The organism is Rhizobium sp. AN68, from assembly GCF_030758035.1.
Taxonomy (GTDB): Bacteria; Pseudomonadota; Alphaproteobacteria; order Rhizobiales; family Rhizobiaceae; genus Agrobacterium; species Agrobacterium tumefaciens.
Window position 1 is genome coordinate 351,971 of the sequence record NZ_JARWMI010000003.1, and the last position, 22,656, is coordinate 374,626.

General features: G+C 58.4%; 19 protein-coding genes, 1 tRNA gene, 1 pseudogene and 1 riboswitch. Of the genes and pseudogenes, 16 read left to right on the forward strand and 5 right to left on the reverse strand.

Annotated elements, in window-relative coordinates; translation table 11 throughout:
- The first annotated feature begins 204 nt into the window (after nt 1-204).
- Nucleotides 205-1,350, forward strand: coding sequence for a hypothetical protein (locus tag RBH71_RS14735; RefSeq protein ID WP_003514901.1), 1,146 nt, complete (start codon nt 205-207; stop codon nt 1,348-1,350).
- Nucleotides 1,351-1,411: 61 nt separating this feature from the next.
- Here RBH71_RS14735 and ppk2 read toward each other — a convergent pair whose 3' ends face one another.
- The gene (gene ppk2, locus RBH71_RS14740; RefSeq protein WP_003514903.1) at nt 1,412-2,293 is read right to left on the reverse strand and encodes a polyphosphate kinase 2; all 882 of its coding nucleotides are present in this window, start codon (nt 2,291-2,293) and stop codon (nt 1,412-1,414) included.
- A gap of 240 nt (nt 2,294-2,533) precedes the next feature.
- Between ppk2 and phoR the strand changes: the two genes are divergently transcribed.
- From phoR to phoB, 7 genes are all read left to right on the forward strand, one after another.
- The gene (phoR, locus tag RBH71_RS14745; protein ID WP_050923853.1) at nt 2,534-3,793 is read left to right on the forward strand and encodes a phosphate regulon sensor histidine kinase PhoR; all 1,260 of its coding nucleotides are present in this window, start codon (nt 2,534-2,536) and stop codon (nt 3,791-3,793) included.
- A gap of 195 nt (nt 3,794-3,988) precedes the next feature.
- On the forward strand, nt 3,989-5,023 hold the full coding sequence (locus tag RBH71_RS14750) for a substrate-binding domain-containing protein (protein WP_003514907.1): 1,035 nt from the start codon (nt 3,989-3,991) through the stop codon (nt 5,021-5,023).
- Nucleotides 5,024-5,297: 274 nt separating this feature from the next.
- The gene (pstC, locus tag RBH71_RS14755) at nt 5,298-6,782 is read left to right on the forward strand and encodes a phosphate ABC transporter permease subunit PstC (RefSeq protein ID WP_003514909.1); all 1,485 of its coding nucleotides are present in this window, start codon (nt 5,298-5,300) and stop codon (nt 6,780-6,782) included.
- Complete coding sequence (pstA, locus tag RBH71_RS14760; protein ID WP_003514911.1) at nt 6,779-8,101, forward strand: phosphate ABC transporter permease PstA; 1,323 nt, start codon at nt 6,779-6,781, stop codon at nt 8,099-8,101. The genes pstC and pstA overlap by 4 nt, the downstream gene beginning before the upstream one ends.
- 14 nt (nt 8,102-8,115) lie before the next feature.
- A complete protein-coding gene (gene pstB / locus RBH71_RS14765) occupies nt 8,116-8,931 on the forward strand; it encodes a phosphate ABC transporter ATP-binding protein PstB (RefSeq protein WP_003514913.1) in 816 nt (271 codons plus the stop codon).
- Nucleotides 8,932-9,029: 98 nt separating this feature from the next.
- A complete protein-coding gene (phoU, locus tag RBH71_RS14770; protein ID WP_003514921.1) occupies nt 9,030-9,755 on the forward strand; it encodes a phosphate signaling complex protein PhoU in 726 nt (241 codons plus the stop codon).
- Nucleotides 9,756-9,786: 31 nt separating this feature from the next.
- Nucleotides 9,787-10,470, forward strand: a complete 684-nt coding sequence (gene phoB / locus RBH71_RS14775) for a phosphate regulon transcriptional regulator PhoB (RefSeq protein WP_003493692.1) — start codon at nt 9,787-9,789, stop codon at nt 10,468-10,470.
- Nucleotides 10,471-10,768: 298 nt separating this feature from the next.
- Here phoB and RBH71_RS14780 read toward each other — a convergent pair whose 3' ends face one another.
- Nucleotides 10,769-11,302, reverse strand: coding sequence for a GcrA family cell cycle regulator (locus RBH71_RS14780; protein ID WP_003514924.1), 534 nt, complete (start codon nt 11,300-11,302; stop codon nt 10,769-10,771).
- Nucleotides 11,303-11,732: 430 nt separating this feature from the next.
- On the opposite strand from RBH71_RS14780, the gene RBH71_RS14785 reads away from it, so the two are divergent.
- The 3 genes and pseudogenes from RBH71_RS14785 to RBH71_RS14795 all read left to right on the forward strand — a co-directional run bounded on the left by RBH71_RS14785 (nt 11,733) and on the right by RBH71_RS14795 (nt 15,121).
- Nucleotides 11,733-12,935, forward strand: coding sequence for an aspartate aminotransferase family protein (locus RBH71_RS14785; protein ID WP_003514925.1), 1,203 nt, complete (start codon nt 11,733-11,735; stop codon nt 12,933-12,935).
- 54 nt (nt 12,936-12,989) lie between these two features.
- A complete protein-coding gene (argF, locus tag RBH71_RS14790; RefSeq protein WP_003514928.1) occupies nt 12,990-13,907 on the forward strand; it encodes an ornithine carbamoyltransferase in 918 nt (305 codons plus the stop codon).
- Nucleotides 13,908-14,130: 223 nt separating this feature from the next.
- Nucleotides 14,131-15,121, forward strand: a pseudogene (locus RBH71_RS14795) (Hsp33 family molecular chaperone).
- A 38-nt stretch (nt 15,122-15,159) separates the two neighbouring features.
- On the opposite strand, the gene apaG reads toward RBH71_RS14795, so the two are convergent.
- Nucleotides 15,160-15,552, reverse strand: a complete 393-nt coding sequence (apaG, locus tag RBH71_RS14800) for a Co2+/Mg2+ efflux protein ApaG (protein WP_003514932.1) — start codon at nt 15,550-15,552, stop codon at nt 15,160-15,162.
- Between the two features lie 228 nt (nt 15,553-15,780).
- Entirely contained in the window at nt 15,781-16,965 is a 1,185-nt protein-coding gene (locus tag RBH71_RS14805; protein ID WP_003514934.1) for an O-succinylhomoserine sulfhydrylase, read from the reverse strand.
- A 42-nt stretch (nt 16,966-17,007) separates the two neighbouring features.
- A riboswitch (SAM riboswitch) is annotated at nt 17,008-17,086 on the reverse strand.
- A 73-nt stretch (nt 17,087-17,159) separates the two neighbouring features.
- Between RBH71_RS14805 and RBH71_RS14810 the strand changes: the two genes are divergently transcribed.
- The 4 genes from RBH71_RS14810 (at nt 17,160) to RBH71_RS14825 (ending at nt 19,612) form a co-directional block, all read left to right on the forward strand.
- Nucleotides 17,160-18,257, forward strand: a complete 1,098-nt coding sequence (locus tag RBH71_RS14810; protein ID WP_003514935.1) for a 2'-deoxycytidine 5'-triphosphate deaminase — start codon at nt 17,160-17,162, stop codon at nt 18,255-18,257.
- Between the two features lie 56 nt (nt 18,258-18,313).
- Nucleotides 18,314-18,387, forward strand: a tRNA-Gly gene (locus tag RBH71_RS14815).
- A gap of 154 nt (nt 18,388-18,541) precedes the next feature.
- The gene (gene aqpZ / locus RBH71_RS14820; RefSeq protein ID WP_003514937.1) at nt 18,542-19,228 is read left to right on the forward strand and encodes an aquaporin Z; all 687 of its coding nucleotides are present in this window, start codon (nt 18,542-18,544) and stop codon (nt 19,226-19,228) included.
- Between the two features lie 90 nt (nt 19,229-19,318).
- Nucleotides 19,319-19,612: a hypothetical protein gene (locus tag RBH71_RS14825; protein ID WP_003514938.1), complete on the forward strand. Its 294-nt coding sequence runs from the start codon at nt 19,319-19,321 to the stop codon at nt 19,610-19,612.
- 135 nt (nt 19,613-19,747) lie between these two features.
- On the opposite strand, the gene RBH71_RS14830 is transcribed toward RBH71_RS14825, so the two are convergent.
- Nucleotides 19,748-21,688: a glycosyltransferase family 2 protein gene (locus RBH71_RS14830; RefSeq protein ID WP_323687401.1), complete on the reverse strand. Its 1,941-nt coding sequence runs from the start codon at nt 21,686-21,688 to the stop codon at nt 19,748-19,750.
- A 166-nt stretch (nt 21,689-21,854) separates the two neighbouring features.
- Between RBH71_RS14830 and RBH71_RS14835 the strand changes: the two genes are divergently transcribed.
- On the forward strand, nt 21,855-22,616 hold the full coding sequence (locus RBH71_RS14835) for a transporter substrate-binding domain-containing protein (protein WP_003514940.1): 762 nt from the start codon (nt 21,855-21,857) through the stop codon (nt 22,614-22,616).
- The last annotated feature ends 40 nt before the right edge of the window (nt 22,617-22,656 follow it).

Here is a 22,656-nt window from a genome sequence, read left to right on the forward strand (position 1 = left end):
GCGGCGGATTGAAAGCGAAAACAGCGTCGCACTGGCCTGGCAGACCTGCGCTCGCAGCGCCACAATGGATCGATTTTCCCCAAGGCAATCCGGTCTTTATCGCAAACGATGCTTGCGGAGGCGCGGCATAGCCGTTACCGAATCGTAAACCAATGGCGCACTGCCACATATTTTTTGCGAAGAGCAGTAGAATAAGGATCGGTCGTGAGCGGACTGGAAACGGCAATCAGAAATGCTCTGGAAAAATCGGACAGATCGAACGCCGAAGTTCGTGCACGAATTTACCAATCGTCCCGTCAGGCACTGGAAGCGGGCCTGCGCAAGCAGGGCATAGACGACCCGCAGATTGTGGGCCAGCAGCGCCAGCGGCTCGAAAGCCTGATCCATGTTATAGAGAATGAAGAGCGGAATCGTCTTCTGGACAGGGTGGAGCAGCAGTTGCGGCCGCCTGTGCCGGAAAGTGCGGCGCATGACGGCCCCTCGGTCGATCCCGTCTCACAATCGCAGCATCACGGCGATATGGCCGTCGAGCCGGAATTGCGTGGCGAAACGCGCGATGTGCGGCCGGGCGCCGCTGCCGCTCCGGAACCTCTGAGTGCTGGACGTCGTAACGGAAAACCGCCAAGAAGAGGCTCCAGCGCAGGTGACGCCTCGCTCGCGTTTCGTCCGGAGGGTGCCGTTGGGCGCCGCAAGCGTCGCGGACTTTTCGCCCGGCTTTTCATGCTCGTGACACTGCTTGCCTTTGTCGGTTTCGGCGCCTGGTGGGTCTATTCCTCCGGCCTGCTGCTCACGCCGGAGCAGCGCGATACCAGCGTGCCCAATCCGCCGGCACAAGTCCAGGCGGAGGACTTCAACGGTACCGAGCCCGCGCCGAGTCTTTCCGCCGGCCGCGGTTTTTCCGACGACTGGGTGGAAGTATTTAATGCGGAGCGCGGCAGTTCCGGAGTTTCGGCAGGCCCCCGCGCCAATGTCGAGAACATCGCCACACCCGCCGGCAAGGCGATACGGGTGACCTCGAGAAGCGTCTCTCAGGACGGCGCAATCAGCGTCGAGGTTCCGGTGGAAGTGATGCGCGACATGGCGGGTAAATCCTCGACCATCTCGATCACGCTGCAATCCTCCAGCGATCGGCAAACGCAGGTTTCCGTAGCATGCGATTTCGCCACCTTGGGCGATTGCTCCCGTCACCGTTTCACGGCCACGGCCGAGCGTGCGGATATGCTGCTGAACACGACGTTCGAGCGTTCGCTTGCCCCGAATGCGCCCGGCAAGATCTTCATCAACAGCGATATCGATGGTAATGCCCGCCCGGTGAACCTGTACTCCGTGCGCATTTTGCCGGGTCAGTAAGAATCCAGCAAGAAGAGGGAACAAGCGCCGCAGCCAGGGCGCTTGTTGACGTCTTCCAGTCTTATTTCAGAAAACCCGGTCCTGATCCCAGGATCTTGTCGTCGATTTCGCCAATCGCCTTTTTGTCCTTGCCGTCGTAGTCAAGCGTATTGAGGATGTGGCGAATGAGGTTCACCCTCGCACGGCGTTTGTCGTTGGCGCGCACCACCGTCCACGGGGCGACATCGGTGTGGGTCTTTTCCAGCATCTCGTCGCGCTTTTGTGTGTAGTCGTCCCACTTCGTCAGCGCGGCGATATCCATGTCGGAAAGCTTCCAGCATTTCAGCGGGCTGTGGCGACGGTCATGGAAGCGCTCGATCTGCGTTTCGCGGCCGATATCAAGCCAGAACTTGAACAGATGAACACCCTCATGGACCAGCATCTTTTCGAGGCGTGGTGTTTCCTTGAGAAAGCGCTTGTGCTCTTCCGGGGTGCAGAAGCCCATAACTGGCTCCACCCCGGCGCGGTTATACCAGGAACGGTCGAACAGGACGAATTCTCCAGCCGTCGGGAAATGCGAGATATAGCGCTGGAAATACCATTGGCCACGCTCGGTCTCGGTTGGTTTGGTCAGCGCCACGACACGGGCATAGCGGGGGTTGAGGTAAGCGTGGGCCGCAAAGATCGCGCCGCCCTTTCCGGCGGCATCGCGTCCTTCGAAGACTGCCATCACCCGTTTGCCGGTGGCCTGCAGCCAGAACTGCACCTTGACCAGCTCCACCTGCAGCGCCTCGAGGGTGGCGTCGTACTCCTCCCGCTTCATCTTTTTGTCGTAAGGAAAATCTCCGGCGGAAAGCTTTTTTTCCTCCACCCAGTCGGGAAGAACCGGATCGTCGATGTCGAAGCTGCGCAGCTTGCCGCCAATGGTGATCTCCACCGATCGCTTCTTCGTTTCTTCGCCCATGCTTTCCTCCTGATGTTGTTGTGTAAAGGCAACTCGCTGCCAATGAGTTCATATCCACCCGCATAATTCAAGTGAAAGAGGATTGGTTAGCCGGAGTGCTACCGCAGTGACGATTGCGGCGCAGATTTTGCGCATATACGCTGTGGAAAATACGCGATGATGAATCTCTGTCATGAAGCTGGCCTATGAGACTCCGATGCGCTGTCAGGTGAAAGTGGAAAGTGTGCTGAAATGGCAGTCATGAAAGGCGAGAGTGGATTGAAGCTTTTTGCGAAAAAGCTTGGCCGAAACTGGTTGCCTGTTCTCGTCGTCAGCATGCTTGCCGTTGCTGCCGTTTCTGAGTTGCAAACGCCCTACATGCCCGCCGTCCTGTGGCTCTGCGCCGTCATCGCTATTTTGACCGCTCGGCAAAAGCCGGAGGAGCCGGCTAAGGATGAAACCGCAGCTGCTGAGGCGGAAGAGCCTGATGTGCCCGGCGAAAACGTCATTTCCGGGGTGAGGGCGGGTCTGGCCGTTCTGGATACGCCGGTCTTCATCCTCGATAAAAACGCAGGCGTTCTTTATCAGAACGGCGCGGCGGAACGCGCCTTTGGCCAGCTTCCGGCCGGCGCGCATATTTCCGCCCGGCTGCGTTCGCCGGGCTTGCTGGATGTCATTCGCGAGACCATCACCACCGGCCAGCCCAACCAGGTCGAGCATTCCGAGCGTTTTCCCTCAGAGCGGGTCTTCATCGTCCGCATTGCCCGGGCGGATGCGGGAGAGGCAGCGGGTCCACCGTTCTACATCCTGTCGTTCCGCGATGTTTCGGAGCTTCGCCGCATCGACCGCATGCGCAGCGACTTCGTTGCCAATGCAAGTCATGAATTGCGCACCCCACTCGCCTCGCTGCGCGGTTTCATCGAAACCATGCAGGGGCCGGCCCGCAACGACCCCAAAGCGCAGGAACGTTTCCTCGCCATCATGCTCGATCAGGCCACACGCATGAGCAGGCTGGTGGATGACCTCATGTCGCTTTCAAGGCTGGAATTGCGGGCGAATATTGCGCCGGACCAGAAGGTCGATCTCGTCCCAGTCATCGGCCATGTCCGGGATGCGTTGCTGCCACTCGCCAACGAGCTGGATGTGGTTATTACGCTGCATCTGCCCGACCGGTCGGCAGAAGTGCAGGGCGACCGCGACGAGCTGGTGCAAGTGTTTCAGAACCTCGTTGAAAATGCTTGTAAATATGGCCAGGAAGGCAAGGTCGTGGATGTCTGGCTGCGTGCCGAACCCGGCAAGCCGGTGGAGGTGAGCGTCATTGACAAGGGGCCGGGCATTCCTGCTGAACATGTGCCGCGTCTGACGGAACGGTTTTACCGCGTCAGTGTCGCTGACAGTCGCTCCAAAAAAGGGACCGGCCTCGGGCTTGCCATCGTCAAGCACATCCTCACCCGCCACCGCGCCCGCCTCATCATTAAATCGGAACTGGGCAATGGCACGGACTTTACCGTCAGATTCTGACATAGAGTACATTACAGTCTTTAGCTTCGAAAAATTTTATAAATAAAATCAATAATTTAGGCTGTCACAAATCTTTCACCGAAGTGACATAAAAGGAAGTGGTTACGGTGGTTAAGAAGAGACCGCCGAGCGCATGCTAAGAGCGTCTGCCGCTATCGGCTGCGTCCACAAACAAGCCCACGACGGGAGAGACAAATGAACTTCGTTAAATTTTCCGCAGCAGCTCTGGTGGCTTCTGTCGCCTTCGCTGGCGCCGCCGCTGCTCGCGACCAGATCCAGGTTGCTGGTTCCTCCACGGTTCTGCCCTATGCCAAGATCGTTGCCGAAACTTTTGCTGAGACTTTCCCGAACTTCAAGGCTCCGGTTGTTGAGTCTGGCGGCACGGGCGGCGGTCTGAAGGCGTTCTGCTCCGGCGTCGGCGAAGGCACCATCGACATTGCAAACGCTTCGCGCCCGATCAAGAGCGACGAACTTGCCGCTTGTAAGGCCGCTGGCGTTGCCGACGTTCAGGAAGTGAAGATCGGCTACGATGGCATCGTCTTCGCAATGGACTCTTCCAACAAGGACATCAAGCTCGAGCCGAAGGATCTGTACCTCGCGCTCGCCGCTGAAATCGTCAAGGACGGCAAGCTCGTTGCCAACCCTTACAAGAAGTGGTCGGAAATCAACAAGGAACTGCCTGATGTAGCGATCGCCGCTTACATTCCGGGTTCCAAGCACGGCACGCGCGAAGTCTTCGAAGAGAAGATCATGGCTGACGGCTGCAAGGAAGCCAAGGCGACCGACGCCATCAAGGCGCTGATCACCGACGCCAAGCAGGCTGCTGCCAAGTGCGTTGCAGTTCGCAAGGACGGCGCTGCAGTCGACATCGACGGCGACTACACCGAGACGCTTGCCCGCATCGACGCCAACAAGACCGGCCTCGGCGTTTTTGGCCTCGCATTTTACGAGAACAACGCTGACCGCCTGAAGGTTGCGACCGTCAGCGGCGTTGTTCCGTCCACGGAAACCGTTGCCAGCGGCAAGTACCCGGTTTCGCGCCCGCTGTTCTTCTACGTGAAGAAGGCTCACTTGGGCGTTATCCCGGGCCTCAAGGAATATGTCGAGTTCTTCGTTTCTGACGAAATGATCGGCCCCGACTCCCCGCTCGCAAACTACGGCCTCGTTGCCGCTCCGGAAAAAGAACGCGAAGAAATTCGCTCCAAGTTCGCTGCCGGCGCTTCGATGTAATAAACAAGGAGGGGTGCGGCCTGCCGCACCCCTCTCTCCGCTCCGGTACCGTTGTGCTTAAGGCGGCTGTCTACGGTTGACAGTTCCCATCCATCGCCGTCCACATAATTGTTGATGGATTACAGATGGATAGGATGTATCAACCTTGACGCTTGCCAGACTTTGTTACAGTCAGGCGGCAAGCATCTCTGGATGGTCCAGCGGTCTCGTTTTGATGACTTTTTGATTTGCCCGATATCGCACCGTGCTCTTGAGGCACGACGAGGGAACTCTAATGAACACATCGATCCTTTTGCTGATACTGGTGTTGATCGGCATCGGCAGTTATCTGCTCGGCAGCCGCCGCGCCGTTGCTTTGTCTGGTGGGCGTCCCTCCAGCATGCATTCCCGTGCCGGTTATCACGGTTCCTACGCTGTCGTCTGGGCGGTGCTGCCCGCAGCGCTCATTCTCTGTATCTGGCTTGTTATCAGCCCGCTGATCGTTACCTCTGCGGTGCGTGGCGAATTTCCCGAAGATGTGCGCTCCCAATCCGAAGCGCAGCAGAGCCTGACCTACGGCATGGTAACGTCCATCGCCCGCGGTCTTCAGCGTCTGACGCCGGAAGAAACCGCAAAGGTTGATGCGGATACGGCTGCGGTAAGATCGCTTCTGGCATCGAAGGGCGTGGCAATTGCCGGCGAACCCCAGCGTTTCATGGTCGATGCCGCCCAGACGCTGAATGCGATGACCTCCACCAGCCGCCTGGGCATGATCGCCACCGTGCTGCTGGCCGCATTCGCGGGTGCCGCTTATGCACTGCGTTCAATCGCGCCGCGTTTTCGGGCACGCAACAGGGTGGAGCGGGTCATTCTCGCGGCTCTGGTCGTCGCGTCGTCCATCGCCATCCTGACGACCATCGGCATCGTCCTTTCGATGCTTTCAGAAGCGATCCAGTTCTTCACCATGGTTCCGGCGCACCAGTTCTTCTTCGGAACGGTATGGGATCCGCGTTTTGCCGCTGCCGGTGCGACCGACTCTTCCGGCCAGTTCGGCCTGATCCCGCTGCTCGCCGGCACGCTCTATATTGGTTTCGTCGCCATGCTGGTCGCCGTTCCGGTCGGGCTGTTTTCGGCGATCTATATGTCGGAATATGCGACGCCGCGCCTTCGCTCGATTGTAAAGCCGCTGCTCGAGGTGCTCGCGGGCATCCCGACAATCGTCTACGGCTTCTTCGCGCTGACGACCGTTGGTCCTTTCCTGCGAGACATTTCCACGCAGATCAGCGGTCTTGCGACAGGCAACTACGCCAACTTCATCCAGGCGCAGAGCGTCATCACTGCCGGCTTCGTCATGGGCATCATGCTGATCCCTTATGTTTCGTCGCTGTCTGACGACATCATCACCGCCGTGCCGCGTTCGCTGCGCGATGGCTCTCTCGGTCTCGGCGCCACGCGCTCTGAAACCATCAAGAAGGTCATCCTTCCCGCCGCTCTTCCCGGCATCGTCGGCGCCGTGCTGATGACGGCGTCGCGTGCGATCGGCGAGACCATGATCGTGGTTCTTGCGGCTGGTGTCGCTGCCCGCCTGCAGCTCAACCCCTTCGAACCCATGACAACAGTGACGGTCAAGATTGTCAGCCAGCTGACGGGTGACCTTGAGTTTACCTCGCCGCAAACGCTGGTGGCCTTCGCGCTGGGCATAACTCTTTTTGCAATCACGCTTTGCCTGAATATCTACGCGCTTTACATCGTGCGCAAATACCGGGAGCAATATGAATGACCGACATCGTTTCTCCGGCGGCCGGTGCTGCCGCCGTGAACAAGGCCACGCGCCGTGATATCGGCATCAAGCGTCGCTATGCAGCTGAACGCCGCTTCCGCGCCTATGGATTGGCAGCAATCTCGTTCGGCCTCATCTTCCTCTTTCTGCTGCTCTGGTCGGTCGTATCCAAGGGTCACACCGCCTTCCAGCAGACGATGATCACCGTTCCGGTCGAGTTTTCCGAACTGATCATCGATCCAAAGAACGAGCGCGCAACCAATCCGGCAAAGCTGATGACGGCCAACTATCCCGTCCTCGCCCGTGATGCGGTGGCAAAGGTTCTCGGCGTCGCGCCGACGGATAAGGCCGGTCTTCGCGCCGTCAACGTCATGATCTCCGACAGCGTACGCACCCAGCTGCGTGATATCGTCGTCGCCGATCCGTCCGTCATCGGCACCACGCGCAGCGTCACGCTTCTGGCGTCGGGTGATGTCGACAGCGCCTTCAAGGGCCAGGTCGACATGTCGGGGGATGAAGCAAACCGCCGTATCTCGAACCAGCAGCTCGGCTGGATGAACCAGCTCGTGGAAAGCGGACAGCTTGGCAAGCATTTCAATACCGGCATCTTCGTCAACGGCGCTTCGAGCCGTCCGGAAGCCGCGGGTGTTGGCGTTGCGCTGATCGGCTCGTTCTACATGATGCTGATCGTGCTGGTGCTGTCGCTGCCGATCGGTGTTGCGGCCTCCATCTATCTGGAGGAATTTGCCCCCAAGAACCGTTTGACGGACCTTATCGAGGTCAACATCAACAATCTGGCGGCTGTTCCCTCCATTGTTTACGGTCTGCTCGGTCTCTCCGTCTTCATCAACTTCATGGGCTTTCCACGCTCGGCCTCGCTGGTCGGCGGCCTCGTCCTGACGCTGATGACCCTGCCGACGATCATCATCGCCACCCGCGCTGCATTGAAGGCCGTGCCGCCGTCGATCCGCGCCGCCGCACTCGGTCTTGGCGCTTCCAAGATGCAGACGATTTTCCATCACGTCCTGCCGCTGGCAATGCCTGGCATTCTGACCGGCACCATCATCGGTCTCGCCCACGCACTGGGCGAAACGGCGCCGCTGCTTCTGATCGGCATGGTGGCATTCGTCGCGAACTATCCGACAACGCCTATGGATCCGTCCACGGCCCTGCCGGTGCAGATTTACATGTGGGCGAACGAAGCTGAGCGTGCCTTTGTCGAACGGACATCTGGCGCTATCATCATCCTGCTTCTGTTCCTCATTCTCATGAATGTTGGCGCAATCCTGTTGCGTCGCCGCTTTGAGCGGCGCTGGTAGAGGGAGCTAGAGCAATGAACATGTTGTCGGAAGCAGCAGTTGAAAAGGCGCTGGACAAGAAAATGAATGAAGTCTCATACAAGATGATCGGCAAGGATGTTTCGGTTTATTACGGCGAAAAGCGCGCGCTTTACGACGTGAACCTAAATGTCCGCGAAAACACGGTGACTGCACTTATCGGCCCGTCCGGTTGCGGTAAATCCACTTTCCTGCGCACCTTGAACCGCATGAACGACACGATCGACGGTTGCCGGGTCACCGGCAAGATCACGCTCGATACCGACGATATCTACGATCAGCAGATCGACGTCGTGGAACTGCGTGCCCGCGTCGGCATGGTGTTCCAGAAGCCGAACCCGTTTCCGAAGACGATTTATGAGAACATCGCCTACGGCCCGCGTATCCACGGTCTCGCCCGCAACAAGGCGGATATGGACCAGATCGTCGAGCATAGCCTGCAGAAAGCGGGTCTCTGGAACGAGGTGAAGGATCGTTTGCTGGAATCCGGCACGGGCCTCTCCGGTGGCCAGCAGCAGCGTCTGTGCATCGCACGCGCGGTTGCCGTCAGCCCGGAAGTGATCCTGATGGACGAGCCGTGCTCGGCGCTGGATCCGATCGCGACTGCGAAGGTCGAGGAACTGATCCACGAACTGCGCACCAACTACACCATCGTCATCGTCACGCACTCCATGCAGCAGGCGGCGCGCGTTTCCCAGCGTACGGCCATGTTCCATCTTGGTCATCTTGTCGAAGAAAACGAAACCGACAAGATGTTCACCAATCCGGACGACCAGCGCACGCAGGACTACATCATGGGCCGCTTCGGCTGATCCCCGGCCGGTGCTTTATCGTAACCGTACAAGACTGGTGCCTCTGCCGTGCCCCGCTGTTGGGCACGCGCATGCAGGCCAAGCCGGAGGAATAGACCATGACACAGACAACGACCCATTCGCATATCCTGTCTGCCTATGACGACGAACTGAAGTTTCTGACGCGCCGCATCGCCGAAATGGGCGGTCTTGCCGAGCAGATGTGCGGTGACGCCGTGCGCGCACTCGTCAATTCCGATGCTGCGCTTGCGCAGAAAGTCATTTCGGACGATACCATTCTCGACCACGCTGAGCGCGAAATCGGCGACAAGGCGATCGTAACCATCGCCAAGCGTCAGCCGATGGCGGCAGACCTTCGCGAGATCATCGGCACCCTGCGTATCGCCGCCGATCTCGAACGCGTCGGCGATCTTGGCAAGAACACGGCCAAGCGCGTTATCGCTGTCGCCGGCACCGGCGTTCCGCGCAAGCTCGCCCGCGGCATCGAGCATCTGTCCGACCTGGCGCTGGTGCAGCTCAAGGAAGTCCTCGACGTCTATTCCACGCGTTCCGCCGAAAAGGCCAATGCGATCCGTGAACGCGACGAGGAAATCGATGCCATGTACACGTCGCTCTTCCGGGAGCTTCTGACCTACATGATGGAAGACCCGCGCAACATCACCACCTGCACGCATCTTCTGTTCTGCGCCAAGAACATCGAGCGTATCGGCGATCATGCGACGAATATCGCAGAGACGATCTATTACATGACCACCGGCAGCCAGCCGGAGGGCGAGCGTCCGAAGGACGACAGTTCCAACACGCTTGGTTCGGTGACCGAGTAACAGACAAGCAGAAGCTTGCGGAGTTCAGCATATGGTGCCCAAGATTGCAGTTGTGGAAGACGAGGAAGCGTTGAGCGTCCTGCTTCGTTACAATCTCGAGGCTGAGGGATACGACGTCGACACGATACCCCGTGGCGATGAGGCGGAAATCAGGCTGCAGGAGCGCATTCCGGATCTTCTTATCCTGGACTGGATGTTGCCCGGTGTCTCCGGTATCGAACTGTGCCGGCGCTTGAGAATGCGGCCGGAAACGGAACGCCTGCCCATCATCATGCTGACGGCGCGTGGCGAAGAGAGCGAACGGGTTCGCGGTCTCGCTACCGGCGCTGACGATTATGTCGTCAAGCCGTTCTCGACGCCGGAACTCATGGCCCGGGTCAAGGCCATGTTGCGCCGGGCCCGTCCGGAAGTTCTGTCGTCGGTGCTCAAATGCGGCGATATCGAACTGGACCGCGAGACCCATCGCGTTCACCGCAAAAGCCGCGAAGTGCGCCTCGGCCCGACGGAATTCCGCTTGCTGGAATTCCTGATGACGTCGCCGGGTCGGGTGTTTTCCCGCTCGCAATTGCTGGATGGCGTCTGGGGTCATGATATCTATGTCGACGAGCGCACTGTCGATGTGCATGTCGGACGTCTGCGCAAGGCCCTGAATTTCTCGCACATGCAGGATGTCATCCGCACGGTGCGTGGTGCGGGATATTCGATGGAAGCCTGAGCGAAGCGAAACCAGATAGTTTCGCTGGCGAAGTAATGCACCAAAAAATCAGGAAGCCCGAAATCTGAAACGGTTTCGGGCTTTTTCAATATGAATATCCGCCAAACTCGATGCCATTGTCCGTTTTGACCGTAGGAGATCGGCGGCGCGTTGAAATCCGGATTGAAGGGTCACGCCCAATGGTAAGGGGAAAGTGTGAGGCCTGCCATCAAGCCGCCCAGAAAGCGGCTTTATTTTTGTCAAAAAAAACGGGCCCGAAGGCCCGTAATTTTTGAGTGCTGAATGCGTGCCGCAACACTCAAGCCTTGCGGCGTTCGCTCACCGGCTGGTAGGCGAGTTTCGCATGGAACTTGCAATAGGGCGAAGATTCCAGCGCTTCACAACCGCAGAAATGGAAGTCGTCCTTCAGCGGATCGCCAACCGGCCATTTGCAGGTGCGCTCGGTCAGTTCCGTCAGCGTCAGGCGACGGGAAATCGGCGTGACAACGTTCTTGGAAGGAACGTAATCGAGAACCTGCGCGGTCTCGATATCGATCTCCTCGTGCAGCGCCGTTGCCGCGTTCGAACGGGTGAGGATGCGCGCCGGAGCCGCGTTGACGCGACCTGCGAAAGTCGTCGCACGCGGTGCAGGGGCAGCGGTACGCTTCGGCGCGGAGCGTGCCGAAGTCACTGGACCGCCAGCCTTGACGCGTCCCGGCAGATTGAGACGATGGACCTTGCCGATCACGGCATTACGGCTGACGCCGCCCAGCTGCGCTGCAATCTGGCTGGCGCTAAGGCCCTCGGACCACAATTTCTTGAGCTTTTCGACTCGTTCGTCTGTCCAGTTCATGCCGCTTCTCCGCTTGTCGCGTGTATTTTCGGCAGAATCCCTCTCCGTCTCGCGCGCATGCCGCAAGCGTGGTTTCCGCCAGATTTTCGGTGACTAGTTCCGCCGCAATGCAGTCTAGTAATTAGCGATTAACCTAGTGCCAGCCCGACTCCGTGGCAAGAGTCGCGGGAATCATCTGGAATCGATTTTCCGGTTTTCCCCAACTTGCTGGCGTATTGAGTCTGAAAGGCAACACCTTGGGGCTGGCCCGCCGCCGCATACTAGTGCTTGAGAAGCCCGGGAAACGCTGACTTTTGTTGACATCGGCAAACGAAGTGACAATAGTGCCCCTGCCGCCGCAAGGCGGCATTTTGATTTTCAGGCGAGGGATAACCCCGCAAGCCTATTGACAACAGTTTGACAGCGCATCTGCGCAAGGAGTGATACAGCCATGGCCGAAGCCGGCGCGCCATTGTTTGATACGTTTTCAAGAGCCCCCCTGCGCTTCGAGCGCGGCGAGGGTGTATGGCTGTTCACGGAAAGCGGCGAGCGATATCTGGATTTTGCGGCCGGTGTTGCTGTCAACTCGCTGGGCCACGCCCATCCTCACCTCGTTGATGCGATCAAGACGCAGGCCGAGAAGGTCTGGCACGTCTCGAACCTTTATGAAGTACCGGGACAGGAAAAACTCGCCAGGCGCCTGACGGAAGCGACTTTCGCGGACAAGGTATTCTTCACAAATTCAGGCGCGGAAGCCCTGGAATGCGCCATCAAGACCGCCCGCCGTTATCACTATACCAAGGGCCATCCGGAGAAGTTCCGCATCGTGTCCTTCGAAGGCGCTTTCCATGGCCGTACACTGGCGACGATCGCCGCGGGTGGCCAGCAGAAATACCTCGAAGGTTTCGGTCCCAAGGTCGAAGGTTTCGATCAGGTTCCGTTCGGTGATGTCGATGCCCTCAAGGCCGTCATCACGGCTGAGACTGCAGCACTTCTGATCGAGCCCATCCAGGGCGAGGGCGGCATTCGCTCGCCCAGCAAGGAATTCCTGCAAATCCTGCGCGGATTGTGCGACGAGCACGGCCTGCTGCTGATTTTCGATGAGGTCCAGACGGGTGTCGGCCGCACAGGCAAGCTGTTTGCTTATGAACATACCGGTGTTGCGCCCGATATCATGGCGGTCGCCAAGGGTATCGGTGGCGGTTTCCCGCTCGGCGCATGCCTTGCTACGGCAGATGCCGCTTCCGGCATGACGGCGGGCGTACATGGCACCACCTATGGCGGCAACCCGCTGGCCATGGCAGTCGGCAATGCCGTGCTTGACGTCGTTCTCTCCGAAGGTTTTCTCGAGAAGGTCCGTGACGTCGCGCTGGTCTTCCGGCAGGGTCTGGCCTCGCTCAAGGACCGTTATCCTGACGTGATCGACGAAATTCGCGGCGAAGGTCTGCTTCTGGGCATCAAGGCGAAGATTCCTTCGGGCGAATTGCTGCAGGCCATGCGCGCAGAGCATCTGCTTGGCGTGCCTGCGGGCGACAATGTCATCCGTCTTCTGCCGCCGCTCGTCACCACGGCGGAAGAGGCCCGTGAGGGTCTTGCACGTATCGACGCGGCTGCCGCCTCCCTGACGGTTGCGAAACAGGCAAAAAGCGCCTGAAAAAATCAAGAGCGGGCCTCTCTTCAGGGGCTCGCAAGCATGGGACAGATTAGAATGGGTTCACCAAAACATTTTCTGGACCTCTCGGCCGTCGGGTCGGAGGATCTGCGGACAATTCTTGATGATGCGCGCACGCGCAAGATTGCCACCAAAACCGGCACGGCGGAAAAGCCGCTTGCTGGCAAGATGCTGGCAATGATTTTCGAAAAACCGTCCACACGCACCCGCGTCTCCTTCGATGTCGGCATGCGCCAGCTCGGCGGTGAGACCCTTTTCCTGTCGGGCACGGAAATGCAGCTGGGCCGCGCGGAAACGATTGGCGATACGGCCAAGGTGCTGTCGCGCTATGTCGATGCCATCATGATCCGCACCACGGATCACTCGCGTCTGCTCGAGCTTGCCGAACACGCCACCGTGCCTGTTATCAATGGCCTGACGGACGACACGCATCCCTGCCAGATCATGGCGGATATATTGACGTTTGAGGAACATCGCGGCCCGGTCAAGGGCAAGACCATTGCCTGGACGGGTGACGGCAATAATGTGCTGCATTCGTTCGTGGAAGGCTCCGCCCGTTTCGGTTACCGCATGGCGATGGCAGTCCCGATGGGTTCGGAACCGCACGACAAGTTCCTGAACTGGGCACGCAACAATGGTGGCGAAATCTCGCTGTACCACGATGCCGACAAGGCAGTGGCGGGCGCTGATTGCGTCGTCACCGATACCTGGGTGTCCATGAACCAGGAACACAAGGCGCGCGGCCACAATATCTTCCAGCCTTATCAGGTCAATGAAGCGCTGATGGCGAAGGCCAACAAGGAAGCGCTGTTCATGCACTGCCTGCCGGCGCATCGCGGCGAGGAAGTAACGGATGCAGTGATCGACGGGCCGCAATCGGTGGTCTTCGACGAGGCGGAAAACCGGCTCCATGCGCAGAAGTCCATTATCGCATGGTGCATGGGCGTCATCTGACCGCTATCGGCCAGGTGCTTGAACTCGGCGATGCACATTCCCATCTGTGGGGCTTCGAAGACGCTCGTCGGCTTTTCGCTGGCGGGCCACCTCACGATTTGCACGATTGTCCCCGGAGGCGGTTTCGCTTCCCGGATCTCTGTGCGACAAGCTGAAAAAGTACATTTTAAAAGCCGGACTTTTGGACGGTAGCGGCGCAACGGCTTCGCCAAGGAGTTATGACATGGCAGATGTAACGGTTGAACTGGACAATCTCGATTTAGCTGGCGACGACAAGGTTGTGCCCTTTCAGGTCGAAGGTCTGGACGTGCGCGGTCGCGCCGTACAGGTCGGGCCGCTGTTGAATGCCATCCTCGAACGTCACGAATATCCCGAGATTGTCGCCCGCCTGCTCGCGGAAGCAACGGTTCTGACGGCGCTGATCGGCACATCCCTGAAATTTTCCGGCAAGCTGACTGTGCAGACCAAGGGCGACGGCCCGGTTGACCTTCTGGTGGCGGATTTCACAGCCCCCGAGAGCATGCGCGCTTATGCCCGTTTCGATGAGGAGCGGCTGGCGGAAGCTGTTGCTGCGGGGCAAACCTCGCCCGAACAACTGCTCGGAACCGGCATTCTGGCCTTCACCATCGATCAGGGCGTCGGCATGCAGCCTTATCAGGGCATTGTGCCGCTGGACGGTTCTTCGCTGGAAGAAATCGCCGGGGTTTATTTCCGTCAGTCGGAACAGCTTCCCACCCGCGTGCGCCTCGGCGTTGCCCAGTTCTTCGACCGTGACGGCGAAGGGGAAGCCGCGCCATAGCTGGCGTGCAGGCGGCGTGATTGCCCAGTTCCTGCCGCAGGCGCCCGAGCGTTTGCGCATGCGCGATCTCCATGGCGGTGACGGCGACGAGGGCGATTATGAAGTGGCGGAGGACGATGCCTGGACAGAGGCAGTGTCGCTGCTGAATACGGTGGATACCGACGAGCTGACCGATCCGCAGGTGCCAGTGGAGCGTCTCCTTTACAGGCTTTTCCACGAGAGCGGCGTGCGCATCTACGATCCGCAGGTCATTTTCGACCGTTGCAGCTGTTCACGGGACAAGATCAAGGGTGTGCTGTCCGGTTTCACCGCTGAAGAGATCAAGGCGAGTGAGGAAGACGGTGCGATTGCCGTGACGTGCGAGTTCTGCTCCACGACCTATCGTTACGATGTCAGCGAGTTTGAAAACGTCTGACGAGGAGAGCCGCGCTTGTGAATGGCGCGGCTTTTTTGTCAGTTCAGCACCCGCAACAGGCCGGGTGAATCCAGTGAAAAGGCGGGGATGGTGACATTGAACACCTCGCCTTTGTCCGTTTCCATTTCATAATGGCCAAACATAAGGCCTGACGGCGTATCCAGCGGGCAGCCGGATGAATATTCGTAACTGTCGCCGGGGTTCAGATGCGGTTTTTCGCCGACGACACCCGGCCCGTAGACCTCATCCACCTGTCCGTTCTGGTCGGTGATGTGCCAATAGCGGTTGACGAGTGTTATCGGAACATCGGAATTGTTCGAGATCACGACTTTATAGCCCCAGACATAACGATCGTCATCCGGGTCGGACTGCTCCTCGAGATAATACGGATCGACCGTTACCTCGATATCCCTTGTCAGAGCACGATACATACGCGCCACACCTCGATATTTTCCCTGCTGCCATCATCCTACACTACAGGTTCTGGCTATCGTCAAGAAAATGAATGACTTGACGACCACGTGCATCTTCTGTTGCGCCGTTTTTTCACCGTTAGGGATAACGGTAAAGGTAAATATTGGTTGCCCGACGCGGGCTTTCACCCAAGCGGGATGCGTGCCATGGCCCGACGGGGAAGTCTGGCCATGGCGATTGAATCCTTAAACTGAAACGGCCGCAAGACCCTTCGCCAGATCTTCCAGCAGATCGTCCGTATCTTCGATACCGCAGGAAAGACGCAAGGTCCCGCCGGAAATACCCAGTTCGGCACGCGCCTCGTCGGTCAAGTTCTTGTGCGTCGTGGTGCCAGGGTGGGTAATGAGGCTCTTGGCATCGCCGAGATTGTTGGAAATCTTCACGATATCAAGCGCGTTCTGCAGTGCGAATGCCGCTTCCTTGCCACCCTTCAGTTCGAAAGCCACGAGCGTCGAGCCGCCCGACATCTGCCGCGCGATGATGTCTGCCTGCGGATGGTCGGCGCGACCAGGATAGATCACTTTGGCAACCTTGCCGCTGTCGGCGAGGAAATCGGCGATCTTCGAGGCATTGGCCGTCTGCTGCTTGACACGCAGCGGCAGGGTTTCGATGCCCTTCAGTAGCGTCCAGGCATTGAACGGCGACATGGCTGGGCCGGTGTGGCGGAAATAGTCCTGCAGCTCTTCCTCAATCCACTTCTTGTCGGAAAGGATCACGCCGCCAAGGCAGCGGCCCTGACCGTCAATATGCTTCGTCGCCGAATAAACGACGATATGGGCGCCGAGTTCGAGTGGCTTCTGGAAAAGCGGTGTGGCGAAAACATTGTCGACAACCACTTTCGCGCCGATCTGGTTGGCGAGCTTCGCCACGCCGGCAATATCTACCACTTCGAGCGTCGGGTTGGTCGGGCTTTCGAGGAAAAACAGCTTGGTGTTCGGCTGGATCGCCTTTTCCCAATTGTTGAGATCGCGTCCGTCGATCAGCGTGCACTCGATGCCGTATTTGGGTGCAAGCGTTTCTACCACCCAACGGCAGGAGCCAAAAAGCGCGCGGGCAGCAACGATGTGATCGCCGGCACGCAGCTGGCACATGATGGCGGCTGTCACGGCGGCCATGCCGGAGGCAAGCGCACGGGCGTCTTCCGCACCTTCCAGCAGGCACATGCGCTTTTCGAACATGTCATTGGTCGGGCTTGCATAGCGGGCATAGATGAAGCCATCCGTTTCGCCCTTGAAGCGCGCTTCGGCGGCTTCGGAGTTTTCGTAAACGAAACCCTGGGTCAGATAGATCGCTTCCGACGTTTCACCATAGGGTGAGCGTAGCGTACCACCGTGAACGAGCTGGGTTGCCGGGCGCCATTTATTGCTCATGTGATCACCTCAAAACAAAAAAACCGGTCGCAAAAGCAGACCGGTTCCTAGCACCCGGTCTTTTTAGCCACTTGTTTAACGTGGCTGCAAGCCGACCGGCCAAATCACCACGGGATAAGCTTGCCATACTGCCGTTACCGGCTTGCGTCAATGCTTTCCTTTTGGTTTTGTCGCCGTAAAAAGGAATGATGATCATGACCAGAACCACGGGCATTTTGGCGGATGGCGCGATCAGGGCGCTGTTTGCGGGCGGCAAGCTGAAAAGCGAGGCTGATCTCGATGTCGATCAGGTGCAACCCGCGAGCCTCGATCTGCGGCTGGGCTCCAAAGCCTATCGCGTGCGCGCCAGTTTCATGCCCGGCCCCGGAACCCGAGTCATCGACAAGCTCAACCGCTTCAGCCTGCACGAGGTCGATCTGAGCGAGGGGGCGGTGCTGGAAACCGGTTGCGTCTACATCGTGCCCTTGATGGAGAGCCTGGAGCTGCCGGCGGATATGTCGGCTTCGGCCAATCCGAAAAGCTCGACGGGGCGTCTTGATATCTTCACCCGCGTCATGACCGACAATGCGCAGGAATTCGACAAGATACCTGCGGGCTATGCCGGCCCGCTCTATCTGGAAATCAGCCCGCGCACCTTCCCGGTCGTCGTGCGCCGTGGCTCGCGCCTCTCGCAAATCCGTTTCCGCATCGGCCACTCGTTGCTCAACGAAGCCGAGCTTCTGAAATTGCACGAGACGGAGATGCTGGTCGCCAGCGAAACCCCTAATGTGACCGGCGGCGGCATCGCGCTTTCCATCGACCTAAAGGGTTTTGGCGAAAAAGGGCTGATTGGCTATCGCGGCAAGCATCACACAGCGGTGGTAGATGTCGACAAGAAGGCTCAGCACGATGTTCTCGATTTCTGGGAACCTCTATACGCCCGCGGCCGTGCCGAACTGATCCTCGATCCGGATGAGTTCTATATTCTCGTTTCGCGTGAAGCCGTGCATGTACCGCCACTTTATGCGGCCGAAATGACACCCTTCGATCCCTTGGTGGGCGAGTTCCGCGTGCATTATGCGGGCTTCTTCGATCCAGGCTTCGGCCATGCGCAGGCGGGCGGCACGGGCAGCCGCGCCGTTCTCGAGGTGCGCAGCCACGAGGTGCCCTTCATCCTCGAACACGGCCAGATCGTCGGCCGGCTAGTTTACGAGCACATGTTGCAAAAACCTGATGGCCTCTACGGCAGCGGCCTTGGCTCCAACTATCAGGCACAGGGCCTGAAGCTCTCCAAGCATTTCCGCGCGGAGTAATGGTCCTGTCGGGTGCTTGACACCCGGTAAGAACTGTCCGATGTCTTGTGCGCGGCGCGGGTGTAGCTCAATGGTAGAGCAGCAGCTTCCCAAGCTGAATACGAGGGTTCGATTCCCTTCACCCGCTCCATATTTTCAAGGCAATCCAAACAACTTCCTGGCCAGCCAAAAGCGCGCATGTCACCGCCATCGCTCCGGCAAACGTGCGACTATGCGATTTAGCTTGACTACAATTAAATTGCACGTAATAGTTGATGCGGTCGTAACATTATTGGGGGAGTGTTATGAGTCGCAAGCTTCTTTCGGAATTTCTTGGCACTTTCTGGCTCGTGTTCGGAGGTTGCGGCAGTGCGGTTTTTGCCGCTGCTTTTCCTGAACTCGGCATTGGCTTTCTCGGTGTCGCTTTCGCTTTCGGTCTGACGGTTTTGACCATGGCCTATGCGGTCGGGGGTATTTCGGGCGGTCATTTTAATCCGGCCGTTTCCGTCGGTCTGTCCGTTGCTGGCAAATTTTCGGCATCGAACCTCGCTCCTTACATAGTGGCGCAGGTTCTGGGGGCGATTGTCGCGGCGGGGGCGCTTTATGTCATCCTTACCGGCAAAGCCGGTGCCGATATTGGCGGTTTTGCCGCAAATGGTTACGGGGAACATTCGCCGGGTGGATATTCGCTCGTGTCGGCACTGCTGATCGAAGTCATTTTGACGGCATTTTTCCTGATCGTCATTCTGGGATCGACGCATGGCAGGGTTCCCACTGGTTTTGCGCCGATCGCCATCGGCCTTGCTCTCACACTTATTCATCTGATCTCCATTCCGGTCACCAACACATCCGTCAATCCGGCCCGCTCGACGGGACAGGCGTTGTTTGTTGGTGGATGGGCGCTGCAACAGCTCTGGCTGTTCTGGCTCGCTCCGATCCTCGGCGCCGCAATCGGCGCCGTGGTCTGGAAACTTTTCGGCGAGAAAGACTAAGGCTCAAGGCCCGCTTTCTCCGGCCCGAACAGACATGAATGGGAAGCATTGTTTCCCCGAATGGTCGGGGAAACCTGTGAGGAGGATGACATGGATCTTACTTCGATATTGGCCCAAATTGTCGGCGGTGCGGTTGGCGGTTCGGCCGGCGGAAAAATACTCAAGGATTCCGATCTCGGTGCGCTCGGCAACCTGATTGCCGGCGCTATTGGCGGCATCGGCGGAGGAACCGTGCTCGGATCGCTGCTCGGGACGGCGGAAACTGCTGCCGCCGGCGGCATGGATATAGGCGCTCTTGCCGGCCAGCTTGTTGGCGGCGGCGTCGGCGGCCTGATTGTCCAGATCATTGTCGGCCTCATCAAGAACAAGCTCGTTACCAAATAGAGCTGCTCGGCCGATCTTTTGCGAAGCGATAAAGCTTGCCGATGGAGAAACCTCGATCGGCAAGGCGTTTTGGTTTGTGCCATATCCGCAGTGGCGGCGCTGACGGAACCGGAATTCGTTTATAAAATCTGGTCGTCAGGCCTTGTTCCTGATGACCGGCATATGCGGCGTCTTGTTCCAGACGAACGGCTTGGTTTTCAATTCCACCACGGCGCGCCATGCGGCGAGTGACAGCATCAGCCAGTAGAGCGGGATCGCCAACCAGCGCCGTCCGACCTGTTGTTTCTCATGAGCTATCATCCTGTTTCTGCCCATCAGTACGAAGATGGCGTAGCTTCCGAAAATATTCAGCGTATCGATGAAAAACAGAATGCCCTGCCAGGAAAGCAGCATATCCGCGCCGTTTTCCCGGATTGCTATGGCCATGAAGGCGAATGAAACAAACAGCAAGGGATGGGCCAGCGACGACAGAAGCATGCTGCCAATCAGCAGCTGAAAGACGATATAGGCGATCCATCCCATGCGGTGCGCGGTCGTGAAGGGCGAGCGGGTCATGACCAGCCAGCTTTGCAGCCAGCCCTTGTACCAACGCGCGCGCTGGTTCAGCCAGACGGAAAGGGAGGTCGGAGCATCCTCCAGTGTCTGTCGCCGGATGACACCGCAGCGATAACCCAGCCTGTGCAGCCGGAGGCCCATATCGGCATCTTCCGTCACATTATAGGGGTCCCATCCTCCCACCCGGCGTAACACGGCAGTGCGGAAATGGTTGGAGGTGCCGCCAAGCGGCAGCGGCAGCTTGCACGCTGCAAGAACGGGCAACATGCAGCGGAAAAGGCCGGAATATTCCAGTGCGAAACAGGCGCTGAGCCAAGAGGAGCTGGCATTGCTGACAATAAGCGGCGCCTGCACACAGGCCACCTCGTCCGGCTGGCCGCGGAAGGCGGCGTAGGCTTCGCGCAATTGCAGCGGATGCGGCCGGTCCTCGGCGTCGTAAACGGCAACGAAAGTGCCACGCGCGCCGGAAAGCGCATAGGTCAGGGCCTTGGGCTTCGTGCGTGGCATGGATGGCGGCACCTTGACGATCTCGATATGCGGACCGGGATTTATCCGCTGGATGGCCTCGATCGTCGCTACGTCGTCTGCCTCGCATACGAGCTTGATATCGAGCCGGGATTTGGGCCAGTCCAGCCGCTCCAGCGCATGAATAAGCTGCTCAACGACCGCCTCTTCGCGATAAAGCGCCACAAGAATAGTGTAGACCGGCAGCTCCCCGTCCTGCTGGAGTGGTATGACGGTTTTCGCATCGTTTCCTTTTGGCGTATGGACGAGTGCAAACAACCTGAAAAGCAAGGTGGAGAGATAAAGCATCGTGAGGGTGACGTGAATATAGGCCATGGCCGCCTGCGTATAAAACAGTAGCGACAGAACGAGCAGGGTAACGAAAATGCCGCTAACAAAACCCTGCTCGCCATGCAGCGTGATCCTTGCGGAATGCTGCGGCGCCGCGTTGAAAAGCTGATGTCGCGTGTCTCGGCAGCGGCGTGCTTCGCCGGCCTTCCAGATTGCGCTGCGCATGGCCTGTGGCGTGGTCACGGCAAGTTCTTCGAGAAGATACGGACGCTGATCGAGGATGCCTTTCAGCAATTCCATCCTTGCCAGTTCCGGCACGATCAGCAGCACTGGCTTACCATTCAGCGGTGTCAACCGCAGGAGCCGTGGTTCGGCTAGTTGCGCGTCCAGGTGATTGAGGTCTGCCACACGACCCGGATCGATTTCCGGTCGGAACGGCAATCGCAACAATCTGGCAAAAGCACCGTAATACGCATCCGCATCGACCAGGCCGCTCGCCAGCAATTCGTCTTCCACGGTTGAGCCGTTTTTGAGGGCCTGCTCTTCGAATGCAGCGATATAAGGCTTGCCGAACCCCAGCGAAGAGAGAAAGCGTGTTGACCCATGCTCGTCCGGTTCGGGCGCTGTCCAAAGCGGATTGTCGCCGATGAGCGAAAACGCAATTTTTCGCCCCGCTGACGTCGTGCGGAACGATTCTCGTGTATAGTGCCTAAAATATCCATGCATCGCCGCCGCCGCCTTGGTAACGCCTTGCTTCTTGCTACGGACAGTATAGATGAGAATGATGAATGTAACGCGAGATATAGTTATTGGTTTTACTTTAGCTGTCGCTTTACAATTCGGTGGTAATTTGGGAAAACTTCACGCGGAAGGTCTCTCGGACAGAAACCGCATGCCGGTGCTGTTTGATGCGCAGGAGCGGTTTCCGGGTGGCGATCTCTCCTCCGTGCCCCGGATCAGGTTTTTGATGTCCGTCGATTTCCCACCCTTCAATTTTACCGATCAGGAAGGCCGGCTTGCCGGTTTTCATGTCGATCTGGTGCGCGAAATCTGCGCCCAGCTGAAGGTTGAGAGCAAATGCCAAGTGCAGGCACTGCCGTTTGACGAGCTGGAGGCAGCGCTGGAAATGGGAGAGGGCGAAGCGGTGATTTCCGGCATTGCCACTACCGCCGATCTGCGCAAGAGTTTCACCTTCTCGCGACCCTATCTGCTGTTGCCCGCGCGTCTTGCCGTCAACAAGGCGGCGAAATTCACTGGCTCCGGCGCAGATGCCCTGTCGGGAAAGAAGGTGGGTGTGGTCACGGGCTCGCGGCACGAACAGATGCTCAAGGCATTTTTTCCCAAAGCCTCGGCCGAAGGCTTTAATGGTTACGAACCCATGTACGAGGCGTTGAAGACGGGCAAGGTGGACGCGGTTTTTGCGGATGGGCTGCGCCTGCCTTTCTGGGTTTCGGGAAGCACGTCCGGTGCTTGCTGTGCGCTTTTCGGCGGACCTTATTTATCCGACAGATTTCTTGGCGAAGGCCTTTCCATCATGGCAGTTGATCCGGACGATGTGCTTGTACCGGCCTTTGATCAGGCGCTTGCCGCACTTTCGCGCAATGGCCGGCTGGAAGAAATCTACCGGCGTTATTTCCCCTACGGGCTTTACTAGAGAAATCCGGTTTCACTCGGATCGGGGCCCAGATGACGTT